Here is a 15068-nt window from a genome sequence, read left to right as displayed (position 1 = left end):
AGTTAGCAATCAAAGGTGGTGAGTGCTAAGTGCAGGGACGGCGAGCGCGGCTCCTCATCGAGGTCGTGGACCGGTACATCCGGACCCGCCAGCCCGTTTCGTCGCGGGAGCTGGTGACGGAGTACCGGCACCGGTTCAGTCCAGCCACGATCCGCAACGAGCTCCTTGCGCTCGAGGGGGAGGGCTACCTCGTGAAGCCGTACCCCTCGGCGGGGCGGGTCCCCACCGCCCAAGGGTTCAAGTTCTTCGCGGAGTGGCTCCTCGACCTGGCGAAGCTGGGGGAGGGGCCATCGTCCGTCCCTGCCGAGCGGCACGAGGTGGAGCTGGGGATGCTCCCCGACCTCTTCCGCAGCGCGGCGACCCTGCTTGCGGCGATGACGCGGGAGCTGGGGTTTGTGATCCCCCCGCCGCGGGAGCACATGCGCACGAGCTCGCTCTTCGTGCGGCGGGTGCGGCCAGGGGCGGTGCTCGCGGTGACCGTGTCCGAGCTCGGCACGGTGGAGTCGCGGCTCCTCCCCCTCGACCTCGACCTCGCCCCCGAGGAGCTGGCGGAGGCGGAGGGGTTCCTCAGCCGCTGGCTCCAGGATCACACGCTGGCCGAATCGCCGCTCGGTGCGCGGCCGGTTCCGGAGGGGTGGCACAGCCGGGCTGCCGTGGCGGCACTGGCGATCCTGCGGCAACTGGCGGAGCGAGAACCGGACCACGGGCTCTACGTCGAGGGCTGGCCCCACCTCCTCGCCGAGCTCGCCGTGCGATCTCCGGAATGGGCCCTCGATCGGGGCCAGGCGTTGCTGCGCGTCCTCGAGGAAGGGACGGCGTTCGTGGACCTCGTGCGCGCGCTGGGGAACGACCGCGGGCAGGAGATCGCGGTGCACGTGGGGGATGGCTCGATCCCCGAGCTCGCCGACCTGAGCCTCGTGTCCGCCCCCTACCTGGGGGGGAGCGGGGTGGCAGGGGTGCTCGGGCCGCTGTGGATGGACTACGCACGTGCCCTCTCCGCAGCGCGGTACGTGGCCGGCCGGCTGGGGGCGCTCCTCGCCGCCGGCTCGACCAAGGAGGAAGGATGACGGAAGACCGCCACGACGAACCGCTCCTCGCCGAGGGGGGGGGGCCGGAAGCGCCGGGCGCCCCGGGGGAGGAGATCGAGCGCCTGCGTTCTGCTCTCGTCCGGCTGGCGGCGGAGTTCGACAACTACCGCAAGGCCATCGCCCGGGAGCAGGAGATCCTCCGCGAGAAGGCACGGGATGAGGCGGCGCTAGCGCTGCTCCCGGTGTACGACGCCCTGCAGCGGGCCCTCCTCGCCCACGCCGATGAGGAACCCTCCCCCCTCCGCGAGGGCCTGATCCAGGTCCAGGGACTGGTCGAGGAGGCCCTGCGCCGGCTGGGGTGCGAGGGGTACGACTCGGTGGGCAAGGCGTTCGACCCCCTCTACCACGAGGCCCTGTTCGTGGAGGAATCCGATGCAGAAAGGAACGTAATCCTGGCCGAATTCGAGCGCGGTTTTGTGCGCGATGGCCGCGTGGTGCGACCGGCCAAGGTGAAGGTGAGTTTGGGAAGAGATCAGGAGGTGTCCGAACGTGACGGAGAAAGAGAAGATCATCGGGATTGACCTCGGCACGACGTTCTCCTGCGGTGCCCTCGTGCGGGGGGGACGGCCCGAGGTGCTGTTGAACGCGGAAGGAGAGCGGATCACCCCGTCGGCAGTGGCGTTCACGGACGGAGGGGAGGTCCTCGTCGGGCAGCTCGCCCGGCGCCAAGCGGTCCTCAACCCGACCCGCACCGTGCTCTCCGTGAAGCGGAAGATGGGCACGGACTGGCGGTTCCGGGTGAAGGTGAACGGGCGGGAGGAGGAGTACACGCCGGAGCAGATCTCGGCGTTCATCCTCCAGAAGATCAAGCGCGATGCGGAGGAGCTCCTCGGGACGAAGATCACGAAGGCGGTGATCACTGTCCCCGCTTACTTCAACAACCTGCAGCGCCAGGCGACGAAGGACGCCGGGAAGATCGCGGGCCTGGAGGTGCTGCGGATCATCAACGAGCCGACCGCGGCCGCGTTGGCGTACGGTCTGGATAAGAACAAGGACCAGAAGATCCTCGTCTACGACCTCGGCGGCGGCACGTTCGACGTGTCGATCCTCGACATCGGGGAGGGGGTGTTCGAGGTCGTGGCGAGCGATGGCGATACCCAGCTTGGGGGCGACGACTTCGACCGGCGGATTGCGGACTGGTTGGTCGAGGAGTTCAAGGCGGAGACGGGGATCGATGTGCGCGGGGACCCCCAGGCGATGCAGCGCCTGCGGGACGCAGCCGAGGCCGCGAAGAAGGACCTCTCCAGCCGGATGGAGGCGCGGATCTCGCTCCCCTATCTGTCCGCTGATGCCAAGGGCCCGAAGCACCTCGAGCGGACCCTCACCCGCGCCAAGTTCGAGGCGATGATCTCCGATTACCTCGAGCGGACGATGCGGATCGTTGATTCCGCCCTGTCCGCGGCGAAGCTCAGCGCCAAGGACATCGACCAGGTGGTCCTCGTGGGCGGATCAACCCGCATCCCGAAGGTCCAGGAGCTCGTGGCGGAGGTGTTCGGGAAGGCGAAGGTGAACAAGGACATCAACCCCGACGAGGTGGTCGCCCTCGGCGCGGCGATCCAGGCCGCGGTGTTGGCCGGGGACATGCAGTCCCTCGTCCTCCTCGACGTGACCCCGCTCACCCTGTCCATCGAGACCTTGGGCGGGGTGGCGACGCCCTTGATCGAGCGGAACACGACGATCCCGGTGGAGAAGACGAAGACGTTCACCACCGCCGACGACTTCCAGACCCAGGTCGAGATCCACGTCGTCCAGGGGGAGAGGAAGATGGCCGCCGACAACAAGTCGCTGGGGCGGTTTCAGCTCACGGACCTCCCCCCTGCCCCGCGGGGGGTGCCCCAGATCGACGTCACGTTCCAAATCGACGCGGATGGGATCCTCAACGTGACGGCGAAGGACAAGGCGACGGGCAAGTCCGCCTCGATCGAGATCAAGGAGACGTCACGCTTGACCGAGGCCGAGATCGAGCGGATGAGGAAGGACGCTGAGGAGCACGCCGAGGAGGACCGGCGGCGGGTGGAGGAAGTGGAGACGCGCAACCAAGCCGACACCCTCCTGCACACGGTCGAGAAGACCCTCGGCGAGCTGGGGGACAAGGTCCCCGCCGCGAAACGCGGCGAGGTGGAGGCGGCAATCCGCAGCTTGCGGGAGAAGCTCGACGGGCGGGCCGATACGGGCGCGATCCGGGCCGGGATGGAGGAACTCCGCCGCCTGGCGGGGGAAGTGGCCGCGGCTGCCTACCAGGGTGCAGGACAGGCCACCCAGACCGACAATGGGGGCCCGACGCCGGGGCGGGGGGACTACATCCCGTACGACAAGGAGGATAAGGAGTAGCCGTTGCCCGAGGACTACTACCAGACCCTCGGTGTGAAGCGCGACGCCTCACCCGACGAGATCAAGCGTGCCTTCCGCCGCCTGGCCAAGGAGTACCACCCCGACGCCCACCAGGGGGACAAGAAGGAGGCGGAGCGCCGGTTCCGCAAGATCGCCGAGGCGTACGAGGTGCTCTCCGACCCCCAGAAGAGGGCTCAGTACGACCGGTTCGGGCACGCCGGCCCCGAGCAGGGGTTCGACTTCGGCCCGGGGGACTTCCGGCGCACCCGGGAGGCGTTCGGCGAGTTCTTCGGCGGGCGCGGGTTCGATGACCTGTTCAACATGTTCTTCGGGGAGGGGGTACGGACCCGCGACCGGGCGGGTCGCGCCCAGCGGGGGGAGGACCTCGAGTACCGGGTGCGGCTATCGCTCGAGGATGCGGCGTTTGGGGCCAAGCTCCGCGCCACGGCGGCCCGCTACGCCGCCTGCAGCCGGTGCCGGGGGTCGGGCCTTGCGCCGGGGACCGGGCTCAAGACCTGTCCCACCTGCAAGGGCCGCGGCCAGATCGAATACCGCCAGGGGTCGATGTTTGGGATGTTCGTCAACGTGCGGGCCTGCCCGGAGTGCGGCGGGGTGGGCGAGTTCGCCGAGTCGCCCTGCCCGAACTGCGGCGGGGAGGGCCGGGTGCGGGAGAAGGCGGAGATCGTGATCGAGATCCCGCCAGGGGTCGAGGACGGGGCGCGCCTCCGGCTCGCCGGGCAGGGGAACGCCGGGATCGCCGGGGGGCCACCGGGGGACCTCTACGTCACGGTGGAGGTCCAGCCCCATCCCGTGTTCAAGCGTCGCGGCCCGGATCTGGAGGTGGAACTGCCGATCCACTACGGGACGCTCGTCCTGGGGGGGGTGGTGAAGGTGCCGACCCTCGGCGGCGAGGCCGACCTGAGGATCCCCGCCGGCACCGATCCGGATACGGTGCTGACCCTCCCCGGGGAGGGCCTCCCCCACGGTCGGCGGCGGGGCGACCTCCGCGTGCGGCTCAAGGTCGTCGTCCCCCAGAAGCTCACCCGTCAGCAGAAGAAGCTCCTCGAGGAGCTCACGAGCTCGCTTCCCCCCGCGCAGTAGTTTTTGGAATCAACTTGGTACGGACTACCCGTCTTCCCCCAGGGCGGCCAGCACCGGCCGCAGCCCCTCGAGCGCCCGGCGGCGGTGGGAGATCGCGTCCTTCTCCGCGGGGGACATCTCCGCAAGGGTGCGCCTCTCCCCCGCGGGGATGAACAGGGGGTCGTACCCGAATCCACCGTGCCCCCGCGGGGCCTCCGCGATCGTCCCCTCGAGCACGCCCTCCGCGGTCCAGACGCGGCCATCGGGGAGGGCGAGGGCGGCCACGGTCCGGAAGTGAGCGCGGCGGTCGGTCGCGCCCGCCAGGGCCGCGAGGAGCTTGCGGTTGTTCGCAGCGGGATCGGGAGGATCGCCCGCGTACCGCGCTGAGCGCACCCCGGGCGCCCCCCCGAGGGCATCCACCGCGAGGCCCGAGTCCTCGGCGAGGGTCGCGTATCCGGTGGCGATGGCGATCGTCTGGGCCTTGAGGCGCGCGTTGGCCGCGAACGTCGGCCCGGTCTCGGGCACCTCAGGGCAGGGGACATCGTGAGGGGTGAGCCACGTGATCCCCGGGACCTCCCCGAGGATGTGCCGGATCTCGCGGAGCTTCCCGGGGTTGGTGGTCCCGACGAGGACCCTCACGCCACCTTTACGCCGCGGAGCGAAAGGGAGTTCGCGAAGTGGCAGGCGGCGTAGTGCTTGTCCCCATAGTCCACGAGCGGGGGAATCTCCTGGGAGCAGATCTCTTTTGCGTAGGAGCAGCGGGGGTGGAACCGGCAGCCGGAGGGAGGGTTGACCGGGCTCGGCACGTCGCCCTGGAGGAGGATCCGGTCTGCCTCGTAGTCCGGGTTGGGGACCGGCACGGCGGACAGGAGGGCCTCGGTGTAGGGCTGGAGCGGGTGGGTGAACAGCGTCTCCGTCGGGGCGAGCTCGACGATCACCCCGAGGTACATCACCGCCACCCGGTCCGAGATGTGCTTCACCACGGACAGGTCATGGGCCACGAACAGGTACGTGAGCCCGAACTTGTCCTGGAGGTCCTCGAGCAGGTTCAGGACCTGGGCTTGGATCGAGACGTCGAGGGCACTCACCGGCTCGTCGCACACCACGAGCTGCGGATCGAGGGCGAGCGCCCGGGCGATCCCGATCCGCTGGCGTTGGCCGCCCGAGAACTCATGGGGGTAGCGCCGCATGTGCTCCGGCTTGAGGCCCACCGCCTCCAGGAGCTCAGCGACCCGGTTGCGCATCTCCTGCCCCCGCGCCACCCGGTGCACGAGGAGGGGCTCGCCGACGATTGCCCCCACCGTCATCCGCGGATTGAGGGACGAGTACGGGTCCTGGAAGATGATCTGCATCTCCCGGCGCAGAAGCTTCAGCTGGCGGCGGTTGATCTGGGGCACGTTCACGATGGCGTCGAGGGCCTTGGAGCGGAACCATACCTCGCCGGCGGTGGGCTCGATGAGGCGGAGGATGGTCCGGCTGCACGTCGTCTTGCCGCACCCGGACTCCCCGACGAGGCCGAGGGTCTCCCCTTGCGGGATGAACATGTCCACGTTGTCCACGGCCTTGACCCAGCCCACTGTGCGCCGGAACACGCCCTTTTTCACCGGGAAGTACTTCACCAGCCCCTTCACCTGGAGGAGGATCCCCTCGTCTAGAGCCTGGGTGGTGGTCATGCGTTCCCCTTGTACAGCCAACAGGCAACCTGATGGTGGGGGGCGATCTCCCCGAGCGGCGGCATCGCCCTCGTGCAGGGCTCCATCACGTGCGGACAGCGCGGGTTGAACGGGCACCCCGGCGGAGCATCCAGCGGATCGGGCACGACCCCGGTGATCGGCTCAAGCCTCTTCTTCCTCGACGCCAGCGATGGGATGGAGTGGAGGAGCCCCTGGGTGTAGGGGTGCTTGGGGTCGTGGTACAGGGGGCGGACCGGGGCTTGCTCAACGACCTTCCCCAGGTACATGACCACCACGTCCTGGCACATCTCCGCCACCACCCCCAGGTTGTGGGTGATGAACATGATTGAGGTGCGGAACTTCTGCTGGATGTCGCGCATCAGATCGAGGACCTGGGCCTGGATCGTCACGTCGAGCGCGGTCGTCGGCTCGTCGGCGATGAGGAGGGCCGGGTTGCACGACAGGGCCATCGCGATCATCGCCCGCTGCCGCATCCCGCCCGAAAGCTGATGAGGGTACTCGTCCACCCGTTGTTCGGGAAGAGGGATCCCCACTTGTTTCAGCATCTCGATCGCCTTCGTCCGCGCCTCCTTTTTCCCCGCCTTCTGGTGGAGGCGGATCGCCTCCATGATCTGGTAGCCGATCGTGAACACGGGGTTCAGGGACGTCATCGGCTCCTGGAAGATCATCGCGATCTCCTTGCCCCGGATCGAGCGGTACTCCCGGCCCTTGGGGTTGAGCGCCGTCAGCTCGATGGGATGGCTGTTGCGGTGGAAGAAGATCTTCCCCCCCGCGATCTTCCCCGGCGGCATCGGGATGAGGCCCATGATGGACAGCGCGGTCACGCTTTTCCCGCACCCCGATTCCCCCACTACCCCGAGCGTCCTCTCCCGTTCGATCGCGAACGACACGCCGTCCACGGCTTTTACGACGCCATCTTCCGTGTAGAAGTAGGTGTGGAGGTCGCGGAGTTCGATCAGGGGCATCGGGCTAGAGGACGGCGAGGAGGAGGCCGAGGGCGAGGAACGCCCCCCCGAGGACGCCCGTGGCGAGTTTCTTAGGATCCCTCGTCACGTCGCGCCCGAACACGGTGCCGGCCATGCCGGACCCAAACGCCCCTCCCATGGACGCGTGTTCCGACATCTGGAGGAGGACGAGGCCGATCAGGGCGAGGGCATCGAGGAGGAACACGATCTGTAGCACGATCTTCAATGCTGCCATCCCATCACGCTCCGGGTCGGCATTATAGCGAGCGACTCTTGGGGCGCAACCGCGGTGCGGCGCCCCGTTGCCGGTGCGGCTACAATGGGGATCCGTGCCCAAGTACGTGTTCGTCACCGGCGGTGTGGTATCCGGCCTCGGGAAGGGGGTCCTCACGGCCTCGCTGGGGTGCCTCCTCCAAGCACGGGGGGTGAAGGTCACCCTGCAGAAGGTGGATCCGTACCTGAACGTGGATGCGGGGACGATGAACCCCTACGAGCATGGCGAGGTGTTCGTGACGAGGGACGGGTTGGAGACGGACCTCGACATCGGCCACTACGAGCGGTTCCTCGGCCAGGATCTCGGCGCGGCGAACTACCTCACCACGGGGCAGGTGTACTGGGACGTGATCACCCGGGAGAGGAACGGCGATTACCTCGGCCACACGGTGCAGGTCATCCTCCACATCACCGACGAGATCAAGCGCCGCATCCGTGGCGCCGTGGATGCGACGGGGGCCGACGTGGTGGTGGTCGAGGTGGGGGGGACGGTGGGCGATATCGAGGGCCTCCCCTACCTCGAGGCGATCCGCCAGCTGCGCGACGAGCTCCCGCGCTCCGACGTGGCGGTGATCCACCTCTCCTACCTCCCGATCCTCTCCACCACGCAGGAGCTGAAGACGAAGCCAACCCAGCACTCGGTGAAGGAGCTCCGCACAGCGGGGATCCAACCCGATTTTATCGTCGCGCGGTGTCCGATCGAGGTTCCGGATAGCCTGCGGGACAAGATCGCTCTCTTCTGCGATGTCCCCCACGAGCACGTGATCGCGAGCCCCGATCTCCCCACGATCTATGGTGTGCCCCTCGTGATGCGGGAGGAGGGGCTGGACGAGAAGCTCCTCGCCCGGCTGGGCCTGGCGGCGGGGGAGTGGGACCTCACCGCATGGGAGGCGTTTGTGGATCGCCTCCGGAGCCCGGAGCGAACGGTGCGGATCGGGATCGTCGGCAAGTACGTCGAGCTCCGCGATGCGTACCTGTCCATCCTCGAAGCCCTCCACCACGCCGGGGCGGCGCTCGCCACGCGGGTCGAGGTGGGGTGGATCCCATCGGGCCAGGTGGAGCGGGACCGGGAGCGGGCCCTCGCCGGGTACGCCGGGCTCCTCATCCCGGGCGGGTTCGGGGAGCGGGGGGTCGAGGGGAAGGTGTTCGCCGCGGGCTACGCCCGGCGGGCGGGGATCCCCTACTTCGGGATCTGCCTTGGGATGCAGGTGGCGACGATCGCGTTCGCCCGTGAGGCGTTGGGGTGGGAGAAGGCGAACTCCACCGAGTTCGATCCGCACGCTCCCTACCCGGTGATCGGCCTCCTCCCCGATCAGGGAACGGTCACCGCGAAGGGGGGGACGATGCGGCTCGGGGAGTACGCGATGCGGATCGTCCCGGGGACCCTCCTCCACGACGCCTACGGGACGACGGAGGTCGGGGAGCGACATCGGCATCGGTACGAGTTCAACCCCCACTACCGCGACGCGTTCGCCGCGGCGGGGCTCCGGCCGTGCGCCCTGTCCCCGGATGGTCGGCTCGTCGAGGCGGTGGAGGCGGTGGGCCATCCGTGGTACGTCGGGGTTCAGTACCATCCGGAGTTTCGCTCCCGCCCCCTCGCTCCCCATCCCCTGTTCCTGGGGTTCGTCCGCGCATGCCTCGCCTAGGGGGCATCGGGGCCGCAGGCGGAAAGCCACTGGACCCGTCCTCCGCTGTCTGGGATCGGCGGTCTAGGCGCGGCGGGCCGTTCCGAGCCTTGCCCGTGGCGATTGCGATCCTGTTCTCGGTGCCCGCCTCCGCTCAGTCGGTGCAAGCGGAGGCCCCCTGGTTGACCGTGTACGACGAGGCCGGCCGGCTGAAGTGGGAGCTGCGGATGGAGGCGCTCGCCCGCGTCGGCGATGGCTGGGAAGGCCAACGTGTTCAGGTTCAGCTCTACCACGACGGGGCGCCCACCGTCATCTTGCGGGCTCCCCGGATCCGGGCTGATCGGTACGGGCGGGAGTGGGCCCTCTCTACCGATGACCTGGCGGCGGAGCCGATCGTGGGGGAGGGGGAGGGGTTCTCGTTCACCTGCCGCGAGGCGCGGTGGCAGGGGGGGCTCGTGCTCGGGGGCCTCACTGCCGAGGGACGGGGGGTGGCCCTGTCGGCAACGGAAGCGCGGTGGCAGCTCGGGGAGGCGGTCCACCTCGTGGACGCTGAGGTGACGTTCGCGGGATGGCAGCTTGCGTTCGAGACGGGGCGGTACGAGCTTGGGGGGGATCAGCTCGTGGCGGATGACGTCACGGCGACCGGGCATGGGGTGACGCTCGGGGGGACGGCGCTCATGGCGTGGCCCCATGAGGGAAGGATTGAGGTGAGGGAAGCGCATCTTGTCCGAGCTCCTTGAGGGACTCGACCTCGTCCGGTCGTTCGGTCGCCGCCGGGCGGTGGACGGGCTCACGGTGCTGTTCCGCGCCGGTGAGGTGACGGGGCTCCTCGGTCCCAATGGCGCGGGGAAGACGACGACCCTCTACCTCCTGGTGGGGTTCCTCCGCCCCACCTCCGGCACGGTGCGGCTGGACGGCCGCGACATCACGCGCCTTCCGTTCTACCTTCGGGCGCGGGCCGGCATCCACTACCTCCCTCAGGAGCCGTCGGTGTTCCTCCGCTCCACGGTGCGGGGGAACCTGCGGTTGGCCCTGGAGGGGCTCCGGCTTCCCTGGAACGGTCAGGTGGAGGCGGTGGTGGGGGAGCTGGGCCTGACCGGCCTCCTCAGCCGCCCGGTGGGGGAACTGTCCGCGGGAGAGCGGAGGAAGGTTGAGGTGGCGCGGGCCCTCGTCGCCCAGCCGACGTTCCTCCTCCTCGACGAGCCGTTCTCGGGCGTGGACCCCCTCACCGTGGCCGAACTGGCGGCCCTGCTGCGCCGGCTCGCCGGATCGGGGATCGGGATCGCGATCTGCGACCACAACGTGCGCGACACGCTCCGCACCACGGATCGGACGTACCTGATCCACCGCGGCGAGCTCCTCTGCGCCGGGACGCCCAGCGAGGTCCTCGCCAACCCCGCCGCCCGCCTCGCCTACCTCGGGGAGGCTTTCTCCCTGTAGGGGGAGGCTCCCTCGAGGGCGAGGAGGCGTACTTTCCATTCCTCCCCTGCGCTGAACCCGCCCCCGCCTCCTCCAGCGGGAAGGACGCGGTGGCAGGGGATGAGGATCGGGATCGGGTTCGCCCCCACCGCCTGCCCCACTGCCCGCGCCGCGCGGGGCCGTCCCACCCGGGCTGCGAGATCCCCGTAAGTGATCGTGGTGCCGTACGGGATCTTCACGAGCTCGTTCCACACTGCCTGCTGAAACGGAGTCCCGCCGGCGCGGGTGGGGACCCCGAACTTCCGCCGCGTGCCGCAGAGGTACTCTGTAAGTTCGCGGGCGAGCTGCTCCACGATCGGCGTCCGCGGCCCCAGCTCCCCACCCGGGGAGCCGGGGAACCGTAGCTCAACCACGTTCGCCCCCTCCCCGCGCGCGGAGAACTCCCCCCACGGAGTGGCGATCAGGGCCCAGGCCATGGGGGGAGGGTAACGATCCGGGCGGTCGGGGGCAACGGGAATTGGCCCCCTCAGCCCGTGTCCGTACAATGGCCGCGATGCGGGTTCTCGCGCTGGGGTGGGAGATCGACGGGCCGGGGGTGACGCAGGCGGAGTTCGCCTCCGCTGACTCGTTGGCGAGCTACGACGCCGTCCTCGTGGACCCTGAGCCCCTGCCCTCCCTGTGGGAATCCCACGCCACCCTCGAGCCGGATGGGGTGTGGCGCCTCCATCCTGGGCGGGACCTCGGGCTGGCGCGAGCCCTCGATCACCTCCTGTCCGCCCGGCGCGCGGAGGTGGAGGACCTCCTCCTCCGGGGGGGAGGGGTGGTTGTGGTCCGGGTCCGGCCACCGGGGGAGGGGGTGGAGATCGCGGGTTCCCCCCCACGCCGCCTCGACCGGTACGCGTTCCTCCCCCGCACGTCCCTCGTCTCCGGCCCCCACCACCTCGGCCTCCCTCATGGGCTGCGGTTCATCCCCCGGCGGGGGCGGGACCTCGCCCTGGCCGACGAGCCCCATCCCGCGGCCCCGTACCTGCGGGCGCTGGGGCCGCTCGGGTACGAGGCGGTGCTCGTGGCGACCCTGGGCGCCCCCCTCGCCGCGTTCGGGCGGGTGCTGGCCACGAACCGGGTCGGTGATGTCGTGGCGTGGGACCTCGCGGTGGGGACGGGGCGAATCCTCTTCCTCCCCTCATTCCCCGGCGCGTCGCCGGCCGAGATGGGCGACCGCCTCCTCCCCCTCGTCGGCGCCCTCCTCAGGGAGCCCTTGCCGGTGGAGCTTCCGGACTGGATCTCTGGCTACAGCCTCCCCGGCGAGGAGGACCTCCGCCGCGACGAGGAGGCCCTCGCCCGGGAGCGGGAGGGGCTCCGCCGGAGGGAGGAGGAACTTGGGGAGAGGCGGTTGGGCTACGACCTCCTCCGCGCCCTCCTTGCCCCCCGCGGGTCCCAGGGGCTCGCTCAGGCCGTCCAGGCGGCCCTCGACCGGCTCGGGTTCACCACCTCCCCCCGCGGCGCGGCCCCGGCCACGGCCCTCGCCTCTTCCCCCGACGGGGACCTCCTCGTGCGGGTGGCCCTGTCCCTGTTCGGCCCAGTGGGGCCGGAGGAACACCGGGCCCTCCTCCTCGACCTCGACCGGTGGCGGAGCGAGGGGAACGGGGATGGGCGCGGGATGCTCGTCTGCCTCGCCGAGCCGCGCCTCGATCCCCGGCGGCGGGGCCCGCAGTGGGCGGAGGCCGTAGGGCGCGGATGTCGGGACCACGGGCTCATCCTCACTTCGGCCTACGACCTGTTCCGGGCGGTGCGGCATGTCCTGGCCGGTGGCGACCCGGACGAGGTGCGGAGGGGCCTCCTCGCGGCGGAGGGGGAGTGGCGGTGGAAGACCTGACGCTGGGGCTGATCCTCGCCCTGGCGATGCTTCCCGTCGCGGGATGGGCGAGCCCGCGGTTCGCCCGGTGCATCCGCGCCGGGCAGAGGATCCGCCCCGAGGGGCCGGCGGACCATCGGGGCAAGGCCGGCACCCCGACGATGGGGGGGATCGTCCCACTCGCCCTCATCCTCGCCGGAACGGGGATCCTATGGGCCCTCGGCCCCGGACCATCCGCGGGAGGGGCGTTCGTGCTCCTGTCCATGGGCTTGGGGGGGGTGGTCGGGCTCCTCGACGACCTCCGCTCCCAGCGCCGGGGGACCTCGGTCGGGTTCTTCCCCCACCAGACGCTCCTCACCCAGGCGCTCGGTGCTGGGCTCCTCTGCCTCCTCGTGCCGACCCTCGGGGAGGTAGGGCTGGCGATCCCCTTCTCCGCCGTGAGCCTCCCCCTGTCGTCCCTCCCCGTGGGGGCCTGGATCCCCCTCGTCGTCGTCGGGTTCATGGGCACGGTCAACGCCGTCAACCTCGCCGATGGGCTCGATGGCCTCGCCACCGGGGCGTGGCTCCTTTCCGTGCTTGGGCTCCTCCTCGCCGGAGGTGGGACCGAGCTTGGGGGGATCGCCCTCGCTGCCCTCGGGGCAGGGGCGGGCTTCCTGTGGGCGAACGCCTACCCGGCGCGCGTGTTCCTGGGGAACGTGGGCTCGATGGGCCTTGGGGGGTTCCTGTTCGGGATCGCGTTCGCCTCGGGCCGCGTGTTCCTCCTCCCGTTCACCGGCGGCCTGTTCGTGGTGATGGCCCTGTCCGTGATCCTCCAGGTGATGAGCTACAAGCTGACCGGGGTGCGCCTGTTCAAGATGGCCCCGTTCCATCACCACCTCGAGGAGGGGGAGGTGGCGTGGCCCCACCGCATCCGGAGCCCGGGTTGGCCGGAGCCGAAGGTCGTCGTCCGGCTGTGGCTCCTTGAGGCAGCGTTCGCCCTGCTGGGCGTGCTCGCGGGCTCGTTCGCCTAGCGGCAGCGCGACCGATTCACCCCTGGATTGGCGTAGCAGTAGAGGCAGCCTCCGGGGCACCGCATCCCGTACCCTCCGATGTCCACGCTCTCCGTGCACAGACAGTGCGCCCTCTGTCCGCGATCCCGTCGCGATGAGGCCGCCAGCCGCTGGGGATGGAGGGCGGTGAGGCGCATCCCGTCAATGCACGGCACGCGGGCGATCCCGGCACTCTCGAGGGCGAGGTCGGCGCACGCGCCGAGGGCGAGCCGGTGGCTCTGGGCGAGGTCGATGAGGTGGGCTGCGATCGCGTGCTTCTCCTCCGGGGAGGGGTCGTACCAGGCCACCCCGCGGCGGAGGACCTTCCCGTACAGGGTGGCCGTGCTCAGCCGGAGGTCGCGGACCCCGGCCCGGGCGCAGGCGCGGAACAGGGCCTCCGCCCAGGGGGCGTTGCTCTCGATCCGTGCCCCTTTCCGCCAGTGGACGATCGGATCGAACCGCACCACCACCCGCTCCGGGCCCCCGCACAGCGCGACGAGCTCGGGGAGTTGGGCGATCGCCGCCTCTGCGCGGGGGACGCCTGGCTCGATCCAGGTCCCGCCAAGCCCGGTCACGGTGAAGTGGGCGACCACCTGGTCGTACCGCCCGAGGAGCACCCGCAGCTTGCGGTCCGCAAGGAGGCGCGAGTAGTCCTTCGACCACAGCACAACCGTGTGGACCGCTTCCGGCCGCAGGGAGACGGTGCGGCACCCGCCGTAGGGGAGGTGGACCGTCGCTTCCTCCGCCTGGAGGGCCGCTCGCAGCCAGGGCAGGTACCACCGCGGGAGGTCGGTGCGACGGGAGGCGGAGATGACCCGCCGCGGAACGTCTGTGCCGGGGGTGGGACTTGAACCCACACGAGGGTTGGATACCCCACTGGATCCTGAGTCCAGCGCGTCTGCCAATTCCGCCACCCCGGCTCGCCCCCATTCTATGGGGTGGGGAACGGGGGCACAAGATTTGACGCCGCTCCCCGCCATCCGTAGACTGTCACCCGGGTGAGGGACATGGACGAGCTCAAGAACTTCCGCGTATTCGCCGACCTGAAGCCGGATGACCTGAAGAAGCTGGGCGGGCTCGTGCGCACCATCGATTATGGGGCAGAGGAGCTCCTGTTCATGGAGGGGGCCCCGGCGTTCGGGTTCTACCTCGTGTTCTCCGGCGCGGTCAAGCTGGTCAAGCGCAGTTCCAAGGGGAAATCCCAGATCCTGAAGATCGTCGGGCCAGGCGGGCTTGTTGGGGAGACGACCCTGTTCGACAAGGGCCTCCACAACGCGTACGCCAAGACCCTCATCCCCTCGAAGATCGGGTTCATCGAGCGCGGCGATTTTTTTTACTTCCTCGAGCACTACCCGAAGACCGTGTTCCGCTTCTTCGAGCACATCTCCCAGGAGCTGAAGGCGTTCCAGAACAAGCTCGCTGAGCGGTCGTATGCCTCCTCCAAGGAGCGGCTGTCCCGCCTCATCCTCGCCCTCGATCGGCTTCAGCTTGAGCTGTCGCGGGCCGAGCTCGCCGAGATGGCCGGCGTCTCGTCCAAGACCGCGATCCGCACGCTGGGGGAGCTCGAATCCCGCGGCATCGTGGCCATTGACAACCGGCGCATCTCCGTCCTCAAAGAGGACTACCTGAAGCGCCTCATCGAGCCGTTCACGGTCCCGAGCGACGAAGCCGTCATCATCTGACCCCTGGCCCCGGGGTGACCCGTGTCCT

16 protein-coding genes and 1 tRNA gene are annotated in these 15068 nt (G+C 69.8%); 10 read left to right on the top strand and 7 right to left on the bottom strand.

Annotated elements, in window-relative coordinates:
- Window positions 1-29 precede the first annotated feature (29 nt).
- From BARAN1_RS00290 to dnaJ, 4 genes are read left to right on the top strand one after another with little or no spacing between them, the layout of a single operon-like run.
- Complete coding sequence (locus BARAN1_RS00290; protein WP_122030363.1) at window positions 30-1067, top strand: HrcA family transcriptional regulator; 1038 nt, start codon at window positions 30-32, stop codon at window positions 1065-1067.
- Window positions 1064-1609: a nucleotide exchange factor GrpE gene (locus tag BARAN1_RS00285; protein WP_122030362.1), complete on the top strand. Its 546-nt coding sequence runs from the start codon at window positions 1064-1066 to the stop codon at window positions 1607-1609. The genes BARAN1_RS00290 and BARAN1_RS00285 overlap by 4 nt, the downstream gene beginning before the upstream one ends.
- Complete coding sequence (gene dnaK, locus BARAN1_RS00280) at window positions 1578-3419, top strand: molecular chaperone DnaK (protein WP_122030361.1); 1842 nt, start codon at window positions 1578-1580, stop codon at window positions 3417-3419. The genes BARAN1_RS00285 and dnaK overlap by 32 nt, the downstream gene beginning before the upstream one ends.
- A 3-nt stretch (window positions 3420-3422) precedes the next feature.
- A complete protein-coding gene (dnaJ, locus tag BARAN1_RS00275; RefSeq protein WP_122030360.1) occupies window positions 3423-4520 on the top strand; it encodes a molecular chaperone DnaJ in 1098 nt (365 codons plus the stop codon).
- 24 nt (window positions 4521-4544) lie between these two features.
- Here the strand turns inward: dnaJ and rdgB are convergent, their stop codons facing one another.
- From rdgB to secG, 4 genes are read right to left on the bottom strand one after another with little or no spacing between them, the layout of a single operon-like run.
- Window positions 4545-5138, bottom strand: coding sequence for an RdgB/HAM1 family non-canonical purine NTP pyrophosphatase (gene rdgB, locus BARAN1_RS00270; protein ID WP_122030359.1), 594 nt, complete (start codon window positions 5136-5138; stop codon window positions 4545-4547).
- On the bottom strand, window positions 5135-6172 hold the full coding sequence (locus tag BARAN1_RS00265; protein ID WP_122030358.1) for an ABC transporter ATP-binding protein: 1038 nt from the start codon (window positions 6170-6172) through the stop codon (window positions 5135-5137). The genes rdgB and BARAN1_RS00265 overlap by 4 nt, the downstream gene beginning before the upstream one ends.
- A complete protein-coding gene (locus BARAN1_RS00260) occupies window positions 6169-7158 on the bottom strand; it encodes an ABC transporter ATP-binding protein (RefSeq protein WP_122030357.1) in 990 nt (329 codons plus the stop codon). The genes BARAN1_RS00265 and BARAN1_RS00260 overlap by 4 nt, the downstream gene beginning before the upstream one ends.
- A 4-nt stretch (window positions 7159-7162) precedes the next feature.
- Window positions 7163-7393 carry a preprotein translocase subunit SecG gene (gene secG / locus BARAN1_RS00255; protein ID WP_122030356.1) on the bottom strand — a complete coding sequence of 77 codons (231 nt, stop codon included), beginning with the start codon at window positions 7391-7393 and terminating at the stop codon, window positions 7163-7165.
- Window positions 7394-7487: 94 nt separating this feature from the next.
- Between secG and BARAN1_RS00250 the strand changes: the two genes are divergently transcribed.
- The 3 genes from BARAN1_RS00250 to lptB all read left to right on the top strand — a co-directional run bounded on the left by BARAN1_RS00250 (window position 7488) and on the right by lptB (window position 10496).
- On the top strand, window positions 7488-9077 hold the full coding sequence (locus BARAN1_RS00250; RefSeq protein WP_122030355.1) for a CTP synthase: 1590 nt from the start codon (window positions 7488-7490) through the stop codon (window positions 9075-9077).
- 95 nt (window positions 9078-9172) lie between these two features.
- Window positions 9173-9796: a hypothetical protein gene (locus tag BARAN1_RS00245; RefSeq protein WP_122030354.1), complete on the top strand. Its 624-nt coding sequence runs from the start codon at window positions 9173-9175 to the stop codon at window positions 9794-9796.
- Window positions 9780-10496: an LPS export ABC transporter ATP-binding protein gene (lptB, locus tag BARAN1_RS00240; RefSeq protein ID WP_122030353.1), complete on the top strand. Its 717-nt coding sequence runs from the start codon at window positions 9780-9782 to the stop codon at window positions 10494-10496. The genes BARAN1_RS00245 and lptB overlap by 17 nt, the downstream gene beginning before the upstream one ends.
- Here lptB and BARAN1_RS00235 read toward each other — a convergent pair.
- Window positions 10469-10951, bottom strand: a complete 483-nt coding sequence (locus BARAN1_RS00235; protein ID WP_122030352.1) for a methylated-DNA--[protein]-cysteine S-methyltransferase — start codon at window positions 10949-10951, stop codon at window positions 10469-10471. The two genes, lptB and BARAN1_RS00235, sit on opposite strands and share 28 nt — an antisense overlap.
- A 77-nt stretch (window positions 10952-11028) precedes the next feature.
- Between BARAN1_RS00235 and BARAN1_RS06555 the strand changes: the two genes are divergently transcribed.
- Together BARAN1_RS06555 and BARAN1_RS00230 are read left to right on the top strand one after the other, a co-directional pair.
- Complete coding sequence (locus BARAN1_RS06555; RefSeq protein ID WP_162297723.1) at window positions 11029-12351, top strand: hypothetical protein; 1323 nt, start codon at window positions 11029-11031, stop codon at window positions 12349-12351.
- A complete protein-coding gene (locus BARAN1_RS00230; RefSeq protein ID WP_162297722.1) occupies window positions 12339-13340 on the top strand; it encodes an MraY family glycosyltransferase in 1002 nt (333 codons plus the stop codon). The genes BARAN1_RS06555 and BARAN1_RS00230 overlap by 13 nt, the downstream gene beginning before the upstream one ends.
- Here BARAN1_RS00230 and BARAN1_RS00225 read toward each other — a convergent pair.
- Window positions 13337-14215, bottom strand: coding sequence for a DUF1848 family protein (locus tag BARAN1_RS00225; RefSeq protein ID WP_122030350.1), 879 nt, complete (start codon window positions 14213-14215; stop codon window positions 13337-13339). The genes BARAN1_RS00230 and BARAN1_RS00225 overlap by 4 nt on opposite strands.
- Window positions 14191-14278: transfer RNA gene (locus tag BARAN1_RS00220), tRNA-Leu, on the bottom strand. Before BARAN1_RS00220 ends, BARAN1_RS00225 begins: the two co-directional genes overlap by 25 nt.
- Window positions 14279-14365: 87 nt before the next feature.
- On the opposite strand from BARAN1_RS00220, the gene BARAN1_RS00215 reads away from it, so the two are divergent.
- Window positions 14366-15040: a Crp/Fnr family transcriptional regulator gene (locus tag BARAN1_RS00215; protein ID WP_122030349.1), complete on the top strand. Its 675-nt coding sequence runs from the start codon at window positions 14366-14368 to the stop codon at window positions 15038-15040.
- The last annotated feature ends 28 nt before the right edge of the window (window positions 15041-15068 follow it).

Source organism: Candidatus Bipolaricaulis anaerobius (assembly GCF_900465355.1).
Lineage (GTDB): Bacteria > Bipolaricaulota > Bipolaricaulia > Bipolaricaulales > Bipolaricaulaceae > Bipolaricaulis > Bipolaricaulis anaerobius.
The sequence above is the reverse complement of the archived record's forward strand: the minus strand, read 5'-3'. Positions and strand labels throughout refer to the sequence as shown.